Origin of the sequence: Bradyrhizobium sp. UBA2491 (assembly GCF_002341725.1) — a bacterium.
Classification (GTDB): Bacteria; Pseudomonadota; Alphaproteobacteria; order Rhizobiales; family Xanthobacteraceae; genus Bradyrhizobium.
In genome coordinates, this window is record NZ_DDOP01000039.1 from 256,484 (window position 1) to 271,651 (window position 15,168).

The window sequence follows — 15,168 nt, forward strand, 5'->3', positions numbered from 1 at the left end:
GCCCAAGCCACCGATACGCCATGGTCGCCTCCCGTCCTGCGTTCGCCTCAGCCCGCCTGCGGCGCGAGGCGGTCCGCCAGCGCATGGAAACGCACCAGCTGATCGCCGCGCAGCGCGCGCGTCTCGTCGCGGCCGACGAACACCTTGAACATGATGCCGCCGTCGAGATTGATGAAGGCGATGAACGCCGACACCTTGCCCATGAACGGCCGCTCGACGAAGGCAATCGCCGCGCAGCGCTCGTGCCTGAGGTGGCCGTGCAGGCCCTTCGGCTGCATCAGGTTGAAATAGCCGCGGCCGACCTCCCCCTTCGGGATGGCACCGGTGAACTCGAAGATCGCGTCATCGGTGTGCACGATCAACGTGACCTCGCCCCATTCCGCGATGTCCTGCATCGCGGCAGCGAAATCGCCGGCGCCGATCCGCACCATGCTTTCCGGCAGCGCCTCGATCACCGCGCGCGGCATCACCTTGCGCTCGCGCGCGACATCCTCGATGACGGCGCCGGGATTGTCGGCCATGTAGGCCTTCAACCCGGCGAGATCCGCATTCGGCATGGCCGCCCCCGTCACGCCGCGGCGCTCTTCGCCCGCTCGGTGATCAGCACCTCGAAGCCCTCGAACCGGGGATGGCCGAGATAGAGGCTGCCGCCGGTCTCGTTGCCGGCGCGGGCATGGGCGCGGCGGAACGCATCCGACTTGGTCCAGTCCTCGAACGCCGCCTTGCTGGCCCACACGGTGTGGGTCGCATAGAGCGTGTGGTCCTCGGCCTCGGGACCCTTCACCAGGTGAAACTCGACGAAGCCCGGCAGGTCGCCGAGATAGGACTCACGCGTCCTCCAGACCGTCTCGAACGCCTGCTCCTTGCCCTTGATCACCTGAAACCGGTTCATTGCGATGAACATGAAAGCCTTCTCCTGTTTGCCGACGGATGCCTTGGATGATGCCCTGGATCCTGCCGGTTGATCTCGTTGATATCATGAACGCGCCAAAGCCGCGCTGGGGCACCAGCGCGGCCGGAGCAACCTGGATGGAATGATCGGCTCGTCGCGTTACGCTCCACCAAGGTGAATTTTCAGTCCGGCCTTGTAAACGGTGCCCGGGCCGGGGCTCGAGAACAGCACGTCGTTCTGCGTCGTGCCGTCGGTCGAGGAGCCCGGGATCGCGTAGGGCCGGTAGTATTGGTTCAAGAGGTTGTCGACCGACGCCGTGAAGGTGATGTCCTTGGTGGCGTTCCAGGTCAGGTAGAGATTGACCAGCTCGTAGCCGGTCGACGGCAGATAGCCCGCCGGCAGATCGTTGTTGGCGCCGAACGAGGACCATTGCGCGGCAATGATCAGCGAGCGGTCGAGCAGGCGCACGCCGGCGGTCGTCGTCACCTTGCGCGGCGTGATGGTGGCGAGCCCGATATTGGTCTGGGTGTTCCGGCCGCGCATCAGATGACCGGCGACGCCCAGGAACCAGTCGCCCGCGTCATACATCGTCTCGGCTTCGAAGCCTTCGATCCGGGCATGGGCGATGTTCTGGTACTGGTAGAACTGGCTGAAGCGTCCAAACGGCGTCGTGGTCGGCGCCGACGCCACGAGATCGATATAGCCGTCGACGTCGTTCTGGAACACGTTGATCTTGCCGCGGAACGAATCGCTCGCGGTGAAGATGCCGTCATACTTCAGGTTGATGCCGGCTTCCTTGTTCTTGCCGACCTCGGGCCGCAGCGCCGCGTTGGGCAGGAAGCAGAACAGCCCGCTGGTGCCGTCGGGGCAGTTGAACAGCGCCGGCCCGCCGCCGGTGGCGTGGCCGCCCGCGATCAGGGTCTCGGTGATCGACGGCGCGCGATAGCCTTCGGCATAGCTGACATAGGGCGTGAAGCCCGCGACCGGCGTGACGCCGAGCGTGATCTTCGGCGACAGCCGGTCGCCGCTGGTCGTGGTGTTGATCGAGGTCAGCTCGTAGTGGTCGTAGCGGACGGCGCTGACGAGCTCGAGCCAGGTCGAATAGTTCTGCTTCAACTGCACGAAGCCGCCGGACACCGTGCGCTGGCCGCCCGGCGTCGTGATGTTGGAATTGCCGCGGGAATCGAAGGTCTCGACATCGTCGCGGAAAGCGTCGAAGCCGTAGGTCACGGCGTTGCGCCAGTCGCCAAAATTGAAGCGCGAGGTGTTGTTGACGTCGATGCCGACGGTGTCGAGCGAATAGCCACGCTTGTCGCCGACGCAGCCGGAGATGTTGTTGCCGGGATTGCCGAGCGTACACACGCCGCCACCCGTGGTGATGCGGTTGTTGTAGGTCTTGACCTGGTCGTTGTCGGTGCGGTTGCCGTAGACCGAGATATTCCAGTCGAACAGCATGTCGTCGGGTTTCGAGTACTTCCAGCTCAGCGTGCCGGTGTAGTTCCTGGCGTCGGAGGCATAGACCGAGGAGCCCGCGATCGCCGCCAGCGGCGCCGCCGTCGTGGTCGGGCCGCGGTTCTGCTGACCGATATTGTACTGGTAGTCCTGGAAGATGCCGCCGATCTTGAACTCATGGCCTTCGGCCGGGCGGATCGTCACCTTCATCAAGCCGGCCGCGATATCGTTGCCGGTGTTGCCGATCTCGGTGCCGGAGCCATCCTTGTAGTTGCTCTGGGTGCGATAGACCGCGCCGCCGAACACGTCGACATTCGGATCGGCGCGCACGCCGCCGAACACCGAGGCCATGCCGCGGTCCTTGTTGCTGCCGTAGGAGCCCGACATGTCGACGCCCCAGCGCTCGCCCGGGCGCACCACATCGTCGATGTCCTTGGTGCGGAACGACACCACGCCGCCGATCGCGCCGGAGCCGTAGATGTTCGCGGTCGGACCGCGCACCACGTCGACGCCGCCGATCAACTCAGGATCGAGGAAGAACGAGCCGTTGGCGTTGTGGCCGGTGCGCTGATAGTTCTGCCGCGCGCCGTCGACCACGACAGCGACGCGGCCGAAATCCTGCAAGCCACGGACGTTGATGACGGTCGCAGGGTCATCGCCGCGCTCCTGGAACGAGACGCCCGGGACGCTGTAGAAAATGTCCGACACCCGGTTCGGCTGCAACCCCTGGATTTTCTCCAGGGTGACGGAGCTGACCGGAGCCAGCGCATCGATCGCGCGCTCGTCGGTCTTGGACGCCACGGCGGTGATGGTGTCGAGCGACTGCACCGGCACCGCGCCGATCTGCGCGCGCGCGTTCATCGCCGGCGCCGCGGCCTGTTGTTGCGCGGCGGGCTTCGGCTTTCGCTTGGCCTGCTTGGGCCGCTCGGTCGAAGGACGCGGCGCCGAAGCATCGGCGGTTTGCGCCAAACCACTTTCCGGCAATGCCGCCGCGAATGAAAACACCGACGCGCCCAAAATCAAGGCGCGCGAAACCCTAGCCCCGTCAGCCATACTAGCCCCAGCCCGATGATCGCTTTTCTGGTCTGGCTGGCGTGCGCTCGTCGAGCGACTTGCTGGCTACCAACTTCATTGCGCTGCAAGCCACCCGCTCGCACCGCGTCAACGATTGGTTACGAGCCGGCAACAAAACGGTCAAGAATGCGGCAGCGCTGTTTATATCGATTGTAAAGTGCGGCCGTTGGAAAGCGCCTTGGCCGTCTTATACAGACAGGCGACATTCAACGGTTTCGAAAGGCGCAGCATCAGGCAATGGCGGCAACCTCCGGAGAGAACATCGGCGTGGCCGGCGGGCAAGCCGATTCCGCTTCTGGCACCGCCAAAACGCTCGTCATGCGGGGAAATCGTCTCGACAGCCGCGAGCTGTTCGCGACCGAACGCGAGATCATCATCGCGCATGGCGAGGACCAATACCGCTTGCGGCTGACCTCGCAGAACAAGCTGATCCTGACCAAGTGACGGCCCCGATGACAATTTGTCGCACGCTCGCTGTGCTCGCCTTCTCCTGCTTGCTGCCGATCCAGGCGGCGACCGCCGAGGGCATCACCGTGCACGACGCGCGCGACCGCGACGTCGTGATCGACGATCCGTCGCGGATCGTCTCGATCGGCGGCGCGATCACCGAAATCCTCTATGCGCTCGGCTTCGAGGATCGCATCGCCGGCGTCGATGCCACCAGCCTCTATCCGCCGTCAGCGCTGCGCGAGAAGCCCGACGTCGGCTATATGCGCCAGCTGTCGCCCGAGGGTGTGCTCGGCCTGCATCCGTCGCTGGTGCTCGCGGTGCAGGGCTCCGGGCCGAAGGAAACCATGGACGTGCTGGAGGCGGCGAAGGTGCCGCTGGTGCTGGTGCCGGAAACCTTCTCGGAGGCAGGACTGGTCGAGAAGATCAAACTGGTCGGCCATGCCATGGGCGCCGAACCGCGTGCGGCCTGCCTGGCCACGGCAGTCGAGAGCGACCTTGCGCAACTGCGCACGCTGCGCGCCAAGGTGACCAAGCCGGTGCGCGTGATGTTCGTGATGTCGCTGTTGAACGGCCGGGCGATGGCCGCGGGCCACAAGACCGCTGCCGACGAGATCATCCAGCTCGCCGGCGGCGTCAACGCGATCGACGGCTATGACGGCTACAAGCCGGTCAATGACGAGGCGATCGTGGCGGCGAAGCCGGACGTCGTGCTGTCGATCGATCGCGGCAAGGACTCGCTGACCTCAGAGGCGGTGTTCGCGCATCCGGGCTTCGCGCTGACGCCGGTCGCCGCCAACAAGGCCTTCATCTCGATGGAAGGACTTTATCTGCTCGGCTTCGGACCGCGCACCGCGGCCGCGGCCCGCGACCTCTCGGTCAAACTCTATCCGACGCTGGCCCCGCAAGCCGAAAACTTCAAGCCTTCGGCGCTGACCGCGAACTGCCGGCAATGAGCGTGCTGGCCGAGCGCAGCGGCCCTGCGAAACGACGGCGCGCCGGCACGGCGCTGCGGCCGGCGGCGACACTCACTTTGCTTGGCCTGCTGGCGGCGCTCACGATTACCGCGCTGGTCGCCCTGACGGTCGGGGCCGCCGGCATTCCGCTGGCACGGCTTCCGGCCGCGCTCGGCCTGTGGGTGGATAGCGCGGCCAACCCGCTGCTGGCACGCGACCAGCTCGTGGTATGGTCCATCCGCATCCCTCGGATCGCCGCCGCCGCGATGGTCGGCGGACTCCTCGCGGTCTCCGGCGCCATCATGCAGGGCCTGTTCCGCAATCCCCTCGCCGACCCCGCGCTGGTCGGCGTCTCCTCCGGCGGTGCGTTCGCGGCGGCGACCGCGATCGTGTTCACCGACAGCCATCTCGGCGAGAGCTTGCGTTTCCTGCAACATCAGCTGCTGCCGATCGCGGCCTTTGCCGGCTCGCTGATCACGACCATCGTCCTCTACGCCATCGCCAGCCGCGGCGGCCGCACGTCGATTGCGATCTTCCTGCTCGCCGGGCTTGCGATCGCCGCGATCGCCAATGCCGGCATCGGGCTGCTGGTGTTCGTGGCCGACGACCGCCAGCTGCGCGACATCACCTTCTGGCTGCTCGGCTCGCTCAGCGGCGCGACCTGGAGCAAGCTCACCACGCTGGCGCCCGTGCTGGGCGTTGCGTTGATCGTCTGCGTCTCGATCGCCCGTGGGCTCGACGTGCTGGTGCTCGGCGAGGCCGAGGCGTTCCACAGCGGCGTCGATGTCGAACGGCTGAAGCGGATCTCGATCGTACTGGTGTCGGCGATGACCGGCGTCGCGGTCTCGGTGTGCGGCGTGGTCGGCTTCGTCGGCATCGTGGTGCCGCATCTGCTGCGGCTGGTGATCGGCCCCTCGCATCGCCTGCTGCTGCCGGCATCGGCGCTGCTCGGCGCCATCCTGCTGGTCGGTGCCGACACGGTGGCGCGCACCATCGTGGCGCCGGCGGAGATGCCGATCGGCATCCTGACCGCGGCGATCGGCGCGCCGTTCTTCCTTGCCATGCTGCTGCGCCAGCGCGGGCTGGTGTCGCTATGACGGCGCTGCTCGAGGCGCAATCGGTCTCGATGACCATCGGCGGCACCACCCTGGTCGACGCGGTATCGCTGCAAATCGGCGCCGGCGAGATGGTGGCGATCGTCGGCCCCAACGGCGCCGGCAAATCGACGCTGTTGCGGATGCTGTCGGGCGATCTCAAACCATCCCACGGCACGATCAGGCTGAAGCAGCGCGACCTGCATGGCTACGCGCCGCGTGAGTTGGCACGGCACCGTGCGATGCTGTCGCAGCACGTCCACGTCACCTTTCCGTTCACCGTCGAGGAGATCGTCGCCATGGGCGCGGGTGAGAGCCCGCGCGCCACGGCGCATGGCCTGGTCGAGGCGGCGCTGGACGAGGTCGGGCTGGCGCAATTCCGTTTCAGGCAATTGCCGACATTGTCCGGCGGCGAGCAGCAGCGCGCGCATTTTGCCCGCGTGCTGGTGCAGCTCGCCTGCGGCGAGGCACTGCATGGGCCCGGACTGTTGCTGCTCGACGAGCCGACATCGAGCCTCGATCTGCGGCATCAGATCGATCTGGTCGAGACCGCGCGGCGGCGTGCCGCACGTGGCACCGCCGTGATCGCGATCCTGCACGACCTCAACCTCGCGATGCGGTTCGCCGATCGCATCCTGCTGCTGCATGGCGGCCGGCTTGCGGTCGATGGCGACCGCGCCGCCGCGATGCAGGCCGACACGCTGAGGCGGATCTTCGAAATCGACGGCGCGATCGAATACACCAATAACGGCGTGCCGTTCCTGCTGCCGCAGACCATGCAGCCGGCAAGCAAAGCGACGTAAGGCCGCAAGCCTTATCCCGTCGCAACACAGGCGATTCACAAAACTGTCAGCCGGCTGTAACAGGCGCCTCGGAGAACACCGCATCGTTTCATCTCGAGGAGATCAACCATGCGTCTGTCCCTGCTCTGCTCCGTCGCCACCATGCTGTTCGCCACATCGGCGTTCGCGCAAAGCGAGGGCGAATTCCCGGCGACGCTGGCGGGACACGCCGTGATGCCGGCGGAGAGCTTCATCGAGGCTCCCGCCGACGCTCCGAACGATCTGAAGACCTCGGGCAAATACACCACCGGCAAGCGCGTCGACGCCATCGGCACCGTGATGGGCAAGTCCTACGAGCGGCCGACCGGCGTGTCGCTGCCGTTCAAGGGCCAGCCGTTGCAGGGCAATTCCGGCATCAAGACGATGCCCGACGGTTCGTTCTGGGTGCTCACCGACAACGGCATGGGCTCGCGCTACAACTCGGCGGACTCGATGCTGTACCTGAACCGGTACAAGATGGATTGGGCGGGCGGCAAGATCGAGCGCCAGGAGACCATGTTCCTGCACGATCCCGACAAGAAGGTGCCGTTCCGCATCGTGCATGAGGACACCGCCAAGCGCTACCTCACCGGCGCCGACTTCGACACCGAGGGCTTCCAGATCATCAACGACACGTTCTGGATCGGCGACGAGTTCGGACCCTACATCCTCAAGGCGGACAAGACCGGCAAGATCCTCGCGGTGTTCGAGACGGTTGCCGACGGCAAGCCGGTGCGCTCGCCGGATCACTGGGCGGTGCAGTCGCCCGGCGCGCCCGGCGCGAGCTACACCAACGTCAATCTGCGCCGCTCCAAGGGCTATGAAGGCTTCGCCTCGTCCAAGGACGGCAAGTTCCTGTACGGTCTCCTCGAAGGGCCGCTGTGGGACGCCGACAAGAAGGACTGGGAGAAGGTCGACGGCAAGGAAGCCTCCCGCATCCTCGAATTCGACGTCGCCGCGGAGAAGTTCACCGGGCGCTACTGGCACTATGTGTTCGAGCAGAACGGCAATGCGATCGGCGACTTCAACATGATCGATCCGACGCAGGGCCTGGTGATCGAGCGCGACAATGGCGAAGGCACCGCCGACAAGGCCTGCCCGCAAGGCCAGCGTGGCGAGAACTGCTTCCCCGATCTTGCCAAGTTCAAGCGCGTCTACAAGATCGAGCTGTCGGACGCCAATGTCGGCAAGCCGGTGCGCAAGATCGCCTATGTCGACCTGATGAAGATCCGCGATCCGAACAAGAAGGCCCGCAAGCCGCTCAATGACGGCGTCTACACCTTCCCGTTCTTCACCATCGAGAACGTCGATCGGGTCGACGAAACCCACATCATCGTCGGCAACGACAACAACCTGCCGTTCTCCTCGAGCCGCGATCCGAACAAGGCCGACGACAACGAGTTCGTGCTGCTCGAAGTGGGTGACTTCCTGAAGGCGAAGTGACGCAGTCACTTTCGTCGCACACAACAGTGTCGTCGCCCGGCTTGACCGGGCGACCCAGTATTCCAGAGGCTTTTGCGTTTCAACGGAAAGGCCGCGGCGTACTGGATGCCCCGCTCGAGGCGGGGCATGACGGTGAATATGCGGCGACCTTCGTGGTCGTCGAGCCATGGACAATTCAACGTTGTCCGACAAATACACTTCTGGCAGCCCGCCAGATGATGATAGCCTCGGCGGATACTTGAATCGCTTTGGGGCAAATCATGATGGAAAAGTCTTGCCTGACCTACGTCGAAGCGCTCATAGCCGCGGGCTTCGTCGTGTACCAGGCCTGGGATGAAAGCTGGGGCCTTCCGCCGGGATGTATTGCCTTCATCCTCGGCGTGGTCACCTACTTTGCCTATCTATGCCTGATGCGCTGGCTGGTGCGGCTCCATCAGACCAGCTACGAGGCCGTGGCAACGATCTTGGCTCTCGCATGGGCCGGAGTGGCGTACTTCGCAGTGAGCGCGCTGCAAGCCGGGTTCGCCAATCAGATACCCGCCTCCCTGCTCGCGCATCTGTGGCCCTGGATCGCAGCGGTCGCCGCTTTCATCGGAGCACTCGCCAGCAAGGTACGCTTCATGGACGATGTTCGCGAATATGTCCTCGGCCGGCGCGCGCACTGGGACAACCAGCAATGGCTGGAGGAGGACGCCGGCTTCTAGCCGGCGCTAGCTGCTGAAGCTACTGGTTCGCGTGCGGAGCGCCCGTCAAACAGCCAGGCTGCGGCCCCGTTAGCCCGCCGGCACCATCACGATGCCCTTGTCTTTCGGCCAGCGCATCCGCCAGGCGAAATTGATGTCACGAACTTCGCCGGCCTTGGCCTCGAATGCCCATTCCAGCACGCCGCGCTTGTCGCGCAGATTGGTCGTGGTGGCAGGCGTCGACGACGGCAGCATCTCGACCACGATATCGTCGTTCTCGCTGACCGGAAGCTGATCCAGGATCGCGACCTTGATCGGGAAGTCGTGGCCGTTGCGCACAACGGTCTTGAACGCGCGCTCGTCGGTCTTCGACGTCGTCACGATCAGCCCGGCGGAGCCTTCGTTGCGCTTCACCACCGTGCGCTCGATCTTGACCTTGTCGTCGGCGCCGAAGCCGAGCCGCACCGTCTCGTCCTTGGCGGCCGTGGCCATCCGGCTACGGCCGACAAAAATGCCGTCGCGATAGATCGAGACCTGGCCGGGCAACAGCGGCGCGTCGTCGGCCTGCACGAAGCTCGCTTCCAGGAACGCGGTCGGATCGATCACGGGGACGGCGCGAATCGCGAGATCGGGGGTGATCGTCGCCGTTGCGATGCGCAGACTCTTGGTGCCCTCATTGGCTGAAACGCTGACGCGACCTGGGATCTTGAAGGTGGCCTGGAACGCCCCGATTTCCGCCGTCGCCTCTTGTTCGCCAAAGGTCGACCCGCCACCGAAGCGGAATTGCTGGACCATATCGGCCTGCGGCGCAGCCGCCACAGCCTCACGCGACCGTGTGCTGGCCGACGGCAGCGGCCGCGGCGGCTGCGGGTATTGCACCAGCAGTGAATTGAGCTCGGGCGCATTGCCGCCACGCGCAACCCGCACGGTGGAGACCGCAAGCGCCACGTTCGACCAGTCCTCGCCGGTCGACTGGGTGATCTCGGCACGGCGCACCAACTCGATCGCAGGCTTGCGGTCCTTGCTGCCGGTATCGAGACGGGCGTCGTAAATCGGCATCCAGCGCGCATTGCGCACCGCATAGGTCACCCGCAGGGTGGCCTTGGTAGCCGCGGCGGAGGCAAGCTCGATCCGTACCTCGAGGTGGCTCGGCGGCTTGGCGCCGCGGTCGGCTTCCAGGCGCGCCAGTTCGCGGTCGATGTCGCGCTGCTTGCGCGCGGCGTCGCGGATCGCGCTGTCGGCGGTTGCGACTTCATCCGCCACCGCCGAGAACGCCGCCCGCCATTCGCTGACCGGGCGTGCCTCGCCCTTCTCGCCGATCCCGACCGGCGCGGCCTCGGCGAAGTGCTCGGCGAATTTGCGCCGCGCCTCGGCCGAACTGATGAGCCCCTGCAAATCCTCGCGTTGATCCCTCAGCGCCTCGATCCGCTTGTCGATGTCGGGCAGGTTGGCCGGCGGCACCAGGCGCGGCGGCCGCGCGTCGATGGCGCCGATCGTCAGCTTGGCGCCGGCATCGCCCTCGACCCGCAGCGAGGATGGATCGAGCCCCATCGGGAAATCCTTCGCGATGAGCGTGTTGTCTCCGGCTGGCAGATCCAGCGTGATGACGCGGGTGACGCTCGCGCCGTCCGGATAGACGGTGACGGCGTCGACCTGCGACGCCGTATCGAGATCGGCCGCGTGGAGCGGCCCGGCAACCAGCGCGCCCGCCAGCACCAGGCTGGTGGTCACAAGACAATTCGCAATCCTTCGCATCACATCCCTCCGGGAAAACGCCGCATCACGCGAGTTGAACGGCGCGCCAAACGCGCAGGCGCGCCGCTTCTCGTGGTGAGACGCACCAAGGAAGAGACTGGTTCGATTGAGGTTTCCCCGCGGCGCGAGGATGGCGCCGTCGCGGCGGCCGGATGGCGCGGCGATGTCTTTCGGGCGTTAGCGGTTCGATCTGCGCCAGATGAACAGGTAATTCGGCACGAAGCCGGCCATGGTGATCGCGATCATGATCCACCAGCCGCGATGAAACGCCGCGATCCGCTCGGTCATCGTGGCCGGGGTAGCCAGGATCGCGACAAAGATCGCAACGCCGATCGCCAGCGCCGCTTGCCGGATCATGTTGATGACGCCGGAGCCGGTTGCGAACGACGACGGCGGCAGCGAGCCGGCGCCGACGCCCATCAGGGTCGGGAATGTAAGCCCGACGCCGATACCCGTGAGCATCATACCGGCCACGAAGGCAGGCATGTTGGGGTCCGCGCCGAGCAGCATTGCCCAGATCACAAGCCCGCCGGCGAACGACAAGATGCCGGCGGACACCACGGCGGCCGCACCGAAGCGTGCGATCAGGCGACCGGCGAACAACAGCGACGTGAACGGGACAAGCAGCGGACCTGGCGCGATCGCGAGGCCGGTCTTTAGCGCCGACCATCCCCACACGGTTTGCTCCCACAGCGCCACCGACAACAGCATCGCACCGAAGGCCGCCGAGTAAGGCGCCATGACCAGCGTCGCTCCGGTAAACGGCCTGACGGCAAACAGTGCGGGATCGACGAACGGATTCTTCGAGCGCAGACAGTGCCACGCGAAGGCCGCGAGCGAGAGCCCTGCGAGGACGAGGCCGAGCACGACGCCGCGCGAACCCCATCCCCAGTCATTCGCCTTCACGATGGCAAATGTCAGCGCGCCGATGCCGCAGGTCACGAGCAGCGCCGCCCACCAGCTCGGACGCGGCACGTCGTGGCCGGGCACCTCGGGCAACTTGAACCAGCCGATGATCAGCGCGAGCACGCCGATCGGGACATTGACGATGAAGATCCAGCGCCAGTCGAAGGTAACCAGCACGCCCCCGGCGAGCGGCCCGAGCGCCGCGGCAAGGCCGCCGATCGCGGTCCAGGTGCGCACCGCGCCGGCGCGCTGCTCGGGCGGAAACGAGGCCAGCAGCAGGCCGATCGAGGTCGGCGTCATCAATGCCGCCCCGGCGGCCTGTGCCACGCGGGAGAGGACCAGGAGCTCGACGCTGGACGCCAGCGCGCACGCCGCCGATGCCGCCGTGAACAGCGCAACGCCAAGCAGGAAGCTGAGATTGCGGCTGTGGCGTTCGGCGAGCCTGCCGAAGAACACCAGCAGCGCTGCATAGACGATCGCATAGCCATTGAGGATCCAGGACAAATCCTCGAGCGAGGCACCGCGGAATTCCTGAGCGATGTTCGGCAGCCCGACATTGACGATGAACAGGTCGAGATTTGCCAGGCAGATTCCGACCGAGACGATCGCCAGAACCTGCCGCGGGGTCGCCGCGCGGGACCGTGGCCGCGCTGCACTTCCGACCGCCAGCCCGATCGTCTCCGCTTCGGCGTCCGACATCACACATCCTTCAGATACGTGCATATACACCTATTGCCATTAGGTGCATATGCATGTATCTGTCAAGTCCAGTTTGGAGGCAGCCAATGGCGAAGACGGAAGCCACCCGGTGCAACCTCACGGCATTGCGCAAGGCGACACGGCGGGTGTCGCAGCTCTACGACCAGGCCCTCGCGACGTCGGGGCTGCGTGGCACGCAGCGGGCCATCCTGGTCTATGTCAGACGGTCGGGTTCGCCGACGATGGGAGAACTGGCCACGGCGCTGGTGCTCGACCGCACCGCGCTCAATCACAACCTGAAACCGCTCGAGCGCGACGGCCTGGTGACCGTCACCGTCGACAAGAATGACCGCCGCAGCCGGCTGGTACGGCTCACCAAGCGCGGCGAAGCGAGGCTTGCGGAGTCGCAGGCCGCCTGGCTCGAGGCGCAGGACCTCTTCGAGACGGCGTTCGGCGCCAGGCAGGCTGCCGATCTCAGGCAGACGCTCGAACTGGTCGCCGCACTCGAATTCGGCGAACGCGCTCCCGATTTGCCGGCGTCATGACCGGCGTCAAATGAAAAGCGGCCCGGCATTGCCGCCGGGCCGCTCGTTCGTATGCGATCCGCGTCGATGCGCGGTTAGCTATAGATCTCGAACAGGCCGGCGCCGCCCTGGCCACCGCCGATGCACATGGTCACGACGCCCCACTTGGCCTTGCGGCGGCGGCCTTCCTGCAACAGATGGCCGGTGAGACGGGCGCCGGTCATGCCGAACGGATGGCCGATCGCGATCGAGCCGCCATTGACGTTGTACTTCTCGGGATCGATGCCGAGCTGGTCGCGCGAGTAAAGGCACTGGCTGGCGAACGCCTCGTTGAGCTCCCAGAGATCGATGTCGTCGATCTTCAGGCCGTGACGCTTCAACAGCTTCGGCACCGCGAACACCGGGCCGATGCCCATCTCGTCGGGCTCGCAGCCGGCCGAGGCCCAGGCCACGAAGCGACCGAGCGGATTGAGGCCGCGCTTCTCGGCGTCCTTGGCTTCCATCAGCACCACGGCGGCGGCGCCGTCCGAGAGCTGGCTGGCATTGCCGGCGGTGATGTACTTGCCCGGGCCCTTGACCGGCTCAAGTTTTGCCAAACCTTCCAGTGTGGTCTCGGGGCGATTGCACTCGTCGCGGTCGACGACGTAGTCGACGATCGACTCGGCCTTGGTCGCCTTGTCCACCACCTTCATCTTGGTCTTCATCGGGACGATTTCGTCCTTGAACTTGTTGGCCTGCTGCGCGGCGGCCATGCGGCGCTGCGATTCCAGCGAATACTCGTCCTGGTATTCGCGGCTGACCTTGTAGCGCTCGGCGACGATGTCGGCGGTATCGATCATCGCCATGAAGATGGCGGGCGCGGTCTTGAGCAGGTCCGGATCGATCGATTCCTTCGGCGAGCCGCCGCCCGGAATCGAGATGCTCTCGACGCCACCGGCGACGATGCAGTCAGAGCCATCCGAACGAATGGAATTGGCGGCCATTGCGATGGTCTGCAAGCCCGACGAACAGAAGCGATTCACCGAAACGCCTGCGGTCGACTTCGGCAGGCCGGCGAGCAGCGCCGCCTGACGGCCGATGTTCGGCGCGCCATGCGCGCAATTGCCGAGATAACAGTCCTCGACATAGTCCTTGTCGACGCCGGCGCGCTCGACCGCGTGCTTGATGGCATGTCCGGCCAGCGACATCGGCGGGGTGATGTTGAATCCGCCACGGCCGGACTTTGCCAGGCCGGTGCGCGCGTAGGAAACGATTACGGCTTCACGCATTGTTTTCTCCCTTCGAGATCGCCCATTATGACGCTTCGGATGCTATTCATACAGATATCCCGCCAAGGCAACAGAAATTGTTTTCGCCTCATTTTCCGGCCAGCGGAACTAATCGGCACGCCCGGCCCGGCCCCTCATCGCGTAGCGCTCGAAAGCCGCGCCTTGATGATCCCGTAGAGTGCGCTGGCGGCGGGTGACAGCGTCTCGTTGCGCCGACGCACCAGCGCGATCGCGCGGTACAGGACAGGATCGACCAGCGGCACCTCGACCAGGCCGCTCGCGACGGCGGTCGCCTTCATCGCGGCGGGGAGGATCGCCGCGCCGACATTCTCCCGCGCCAGCGCGATCGCGCTCGGCGTGCTCTCGACCACGAAGCGGCCTCGGGTTTCCAGACCGGCCTTGACCAATTGCGCCTCGACGATGCGGCGGTTGCCGCTGGCGCCGCCGAGCGTGATGAGGTCGATGCCCGCCAGGTTCGACCACCCCACCCGCTTCAGCTTCGACGCCGGATGCGATCGGCTGCAAACCAGGACGAAGGGATCCCGCATCAGCATCTCCTCGGCAAGCTCCGGATTGGTCTCCTGCTGGATGTGGATACCGAAATCGGCCTGCCCCTCGCGCACCGCGCTGGTGACGAGCGCGCCGGATCGCTCAAGGAGGTGGACGCGATTGTGCGGATACGCCTTGGCATAGCTGCGAAGCGCTCGCGGCAATTGCCGGAATGCGATCGATTGCAGCGTCGCCAGCGTGACGTCACCGACCCCAAGCCGCGACGTCGTGCGCAGCCGGTCGAGGCCGTGAACGAGGTCGTCGACGATGCGGCGCGCCAATGGCAGGAAATCCCTTCCCGTCGGGCTCAGCGCCGTTGACCGCGTGGTGCGGTCGATCAGCCTGAGGCCGACAAAGGCCTCCAGCCGCTGGATGCGACGCGTCAGCGCGGTCTGGGTGATGAAGAGATGCTCCGCTGCCCGGTTGAAGCTGCCGAGATCAGCCACATGGACAAAGGCCTGCACGCCATCGATCGGGATTTTCATGCAAATTTCTCATGAAAAATTGCTATTATTGCATTTTACGCAGCGAGCGGCGTCCCGCAAGATCGTTGTAACGGCCGGACAGGCAACCCACCGCGCCGAGCGATGAACCGGGAGGAAACG

Annotated in this window: 14 protein-coding genes; 7 read left to right on the forward strand and 7 right to left on the reverse strand. The window is 65.6% G+C overall.

Annotation, left to right across the window (positions count from 1 at the left end):
- Positions 1-47: 47 nt before the first annotated feature.
- From hutX to B2W55_RS12485, 3 genes are all read right to left on the reverse strand, one after another.
- Positions 48-557 carry a heme utilization cystosolic carrier protein HutX gene (gene hutX, locus B2W55_RS12475; protein ID WP_024582921.1) on the reverse strand — a complete coding sequence of 170 codons (510 nt, stop codon included), beginning with the start codon at positions 555-557 and terminating at the stop codon, positions 48-50.
- Positions 558-568: 11 nt separating this feature from the next.
- Positions 569-904 (reverse strand): antibiotic biosynthesis monooxygenase family protein, encoded by a 336-nt coding sequence (locus B2W55_RS12480; protein WP_024582920.1) that lies wholly within the window; start codon positions 902-904, stop codon positions 569-571.
- A 147-nt stretch (positions 905-1,051) separates the two neighbouring features.
- The gene (locus B2W55_RS12485; RefSeq protein WP_024582919.1) at positions 1,052-3,397 is read right to left on the reverse strand and encodes a TonB-dependent hemoglobin/transferrin/lactoferrin family receptor; all 2,346 of its coding nucleotides are present in this window, start codon (positions 3,395-3,397) and stop codon (positions 1,052-1,054) included.
- A 258-nt stretch (positions 3,398-3,655) separates the two neighbouring features.
- On the opposite strand from B2W55_RS12485, the gene hemP reads away from it, so the two are divergent.
- From hemP to B2W55_RS12515, 6 genes are all read left to right on the forward strand, one after another.
- The gene (hemP, locus tag B2W55_RS12490) at positions 3,656-3,862 is read left to right on the forward strand and encodes a hemin uptake protein HemP (RefSeq protein ID WP_024582918.1); all 207 of its coding nucleotides are present in this window, start codon (positions 3,656-3,658) and stop codon (positions 3,860-3,862) included.
- A gap of 8 nt (positions 3,863-3,870) precedes the next feature.
- Positions 3,871-4,821: a heme/hemin ABC transporter substrate-binding protein gene (locus B2W55_RS12495; RefSeq protein WP_024582917.1), complete on the forward strand. Its 951-nt coding sequence runs from the start codon at positions 3,871-3,873 to the stop codon at positions 4,819-4,821.
- A complete protein-coding gene (locus B2W55_RS12500) occupies positions 4,818-5,918 on the forward strand; it encodes a FecCD family ABC transporter permease (protein ID WP_024582916.1) in 1,101 nt (366 codons plus the stop codon). Before B2W55_RS12495 ends, B2W55_RS12500 begins: the two co-directional genes overlap by 4 nt.
- The gene (locus B2W55_RS12505; protein WP_024582915.1) at positions 5,915-6,718 is read left to right on the forward strand and encodes a heme ABC transporter ATP-binding protein; all 804 of its coding nucleotides are present in this window, start codon (positions 5,915-5,917) and stop codon (positions 6,716-6,718) included. The genes B2W55_RS12500 and B2W55_RS12505 overlap by 4 nt, the downstream gene beginning before the upstream one ends.
- Before the next feature lie 108 nt (positions 6,719-6,826).
- The gene (locus B2W55_RS12510; protein WP_024582914.1) at positions 6,827-8,179 is read left to right on the forward strand and encodes an esterase-like activity of phytase family protein; all 1,353 of its coding nucleotides are present in this window, start codon (positions 6,827-6,829) and stop codon (positions 8,177-8,179) included.
- 260 nt (positions 8,180-8,439) lie between these two features.
- A complete protein-coding gene (locus B2W55_RS12515) occupies positions 8,440-8,883 on the forward strand; it encodes a hypothetical protein (protein ID WP_024582913.1) in 444 nt (147 codons plus the stop codon).
- 69 nt (positions 8,884-8,952) lie between these two features.
- On the opposite strand, the gene B2W55_RS12520 is transcribed toward B2W55_RS12515, so the two are convergent.
- Together B2W55_RS12520 and B2W55_RS12525 are read right to left on the reverse strand one after the other, a co-directional pair.
- Positions 8,953-10,617: a mucoidy inhibitor MuiA family protein gene (locus B2W55_RS12520; protein ID WP_100555298.1), complete on the reverse strand. Its 1,665-nt coding sequence runs from the start codon at positions 10,615-10,617 to the stop codon at positions 8,953-8,955.
- Positions 10,618-10,794: 177 nt separating this feature from the next.
- Positions 10,795-12,222 carry an MFS transporter gene (locus B2W55_RS12525; RefSeq protein ID WP_024585107.1) on the reverse strand — a complete coding sequence of 476 codons (1,428 nt, stop codon included), beginning with the start codon at positions 12,220-12,222 and terminating at the stop codon, positions 10,795-10,797.
- Between the two features lie 86 nt (positions 12,223-12,308).
- Between B2W55_RS12525 and B2W55_RS12530 the strand changes: the two genes are divergently transcribed.
- Positions 12,309-12,767 (forward strand): MarR family winged helix-turn-helix transcriptional regulator, encoded by a 459-nt coding sequence (locus B2W55_RS12530; protein ID WP_024585108.1) that lies wholly within the window; start codon positions 12,309-12,311, stop codon positions 12,765-12,767.
- Positions 12,768-12,841: 74 nt separating this feature from the next.
- Here B2W55_RS12530 and B2W55_RS12535 read toward each other — a convergent pair whose 3' ends face one another.
- Together B2W55_RS12535 and B2W55_RS12540 are read right to left on the reverse strand one after the other, a co-directional pair.
- Positions 12,842-14,014, reverse strand: a complete 1,173-nt coding sequence (locus B2W55_RS12535; RefSeq protein WP_024585109.1) for a thiolase family protein — start codon at positions 14,012-14,014, stop codon at positions 12,842-12,844.
- 134 nt (positions 14,015-14,148) lie between these two features.
- Positions 14,149-15,048 carry a LysR family transcriptional regulator gene (locus B2W55_RS12540; protein WP_024585110.1) on the reverse strand — a complete coding sequence of 300 codons (900 nt, stop codon included), beginning with the start codon at positions 15,046-15,048 and terminating at the stop codon, positions 14,149-14,151.
- Between the last annotated feature and the right edge of the window lie 120 nt (positions 15,049-15,168).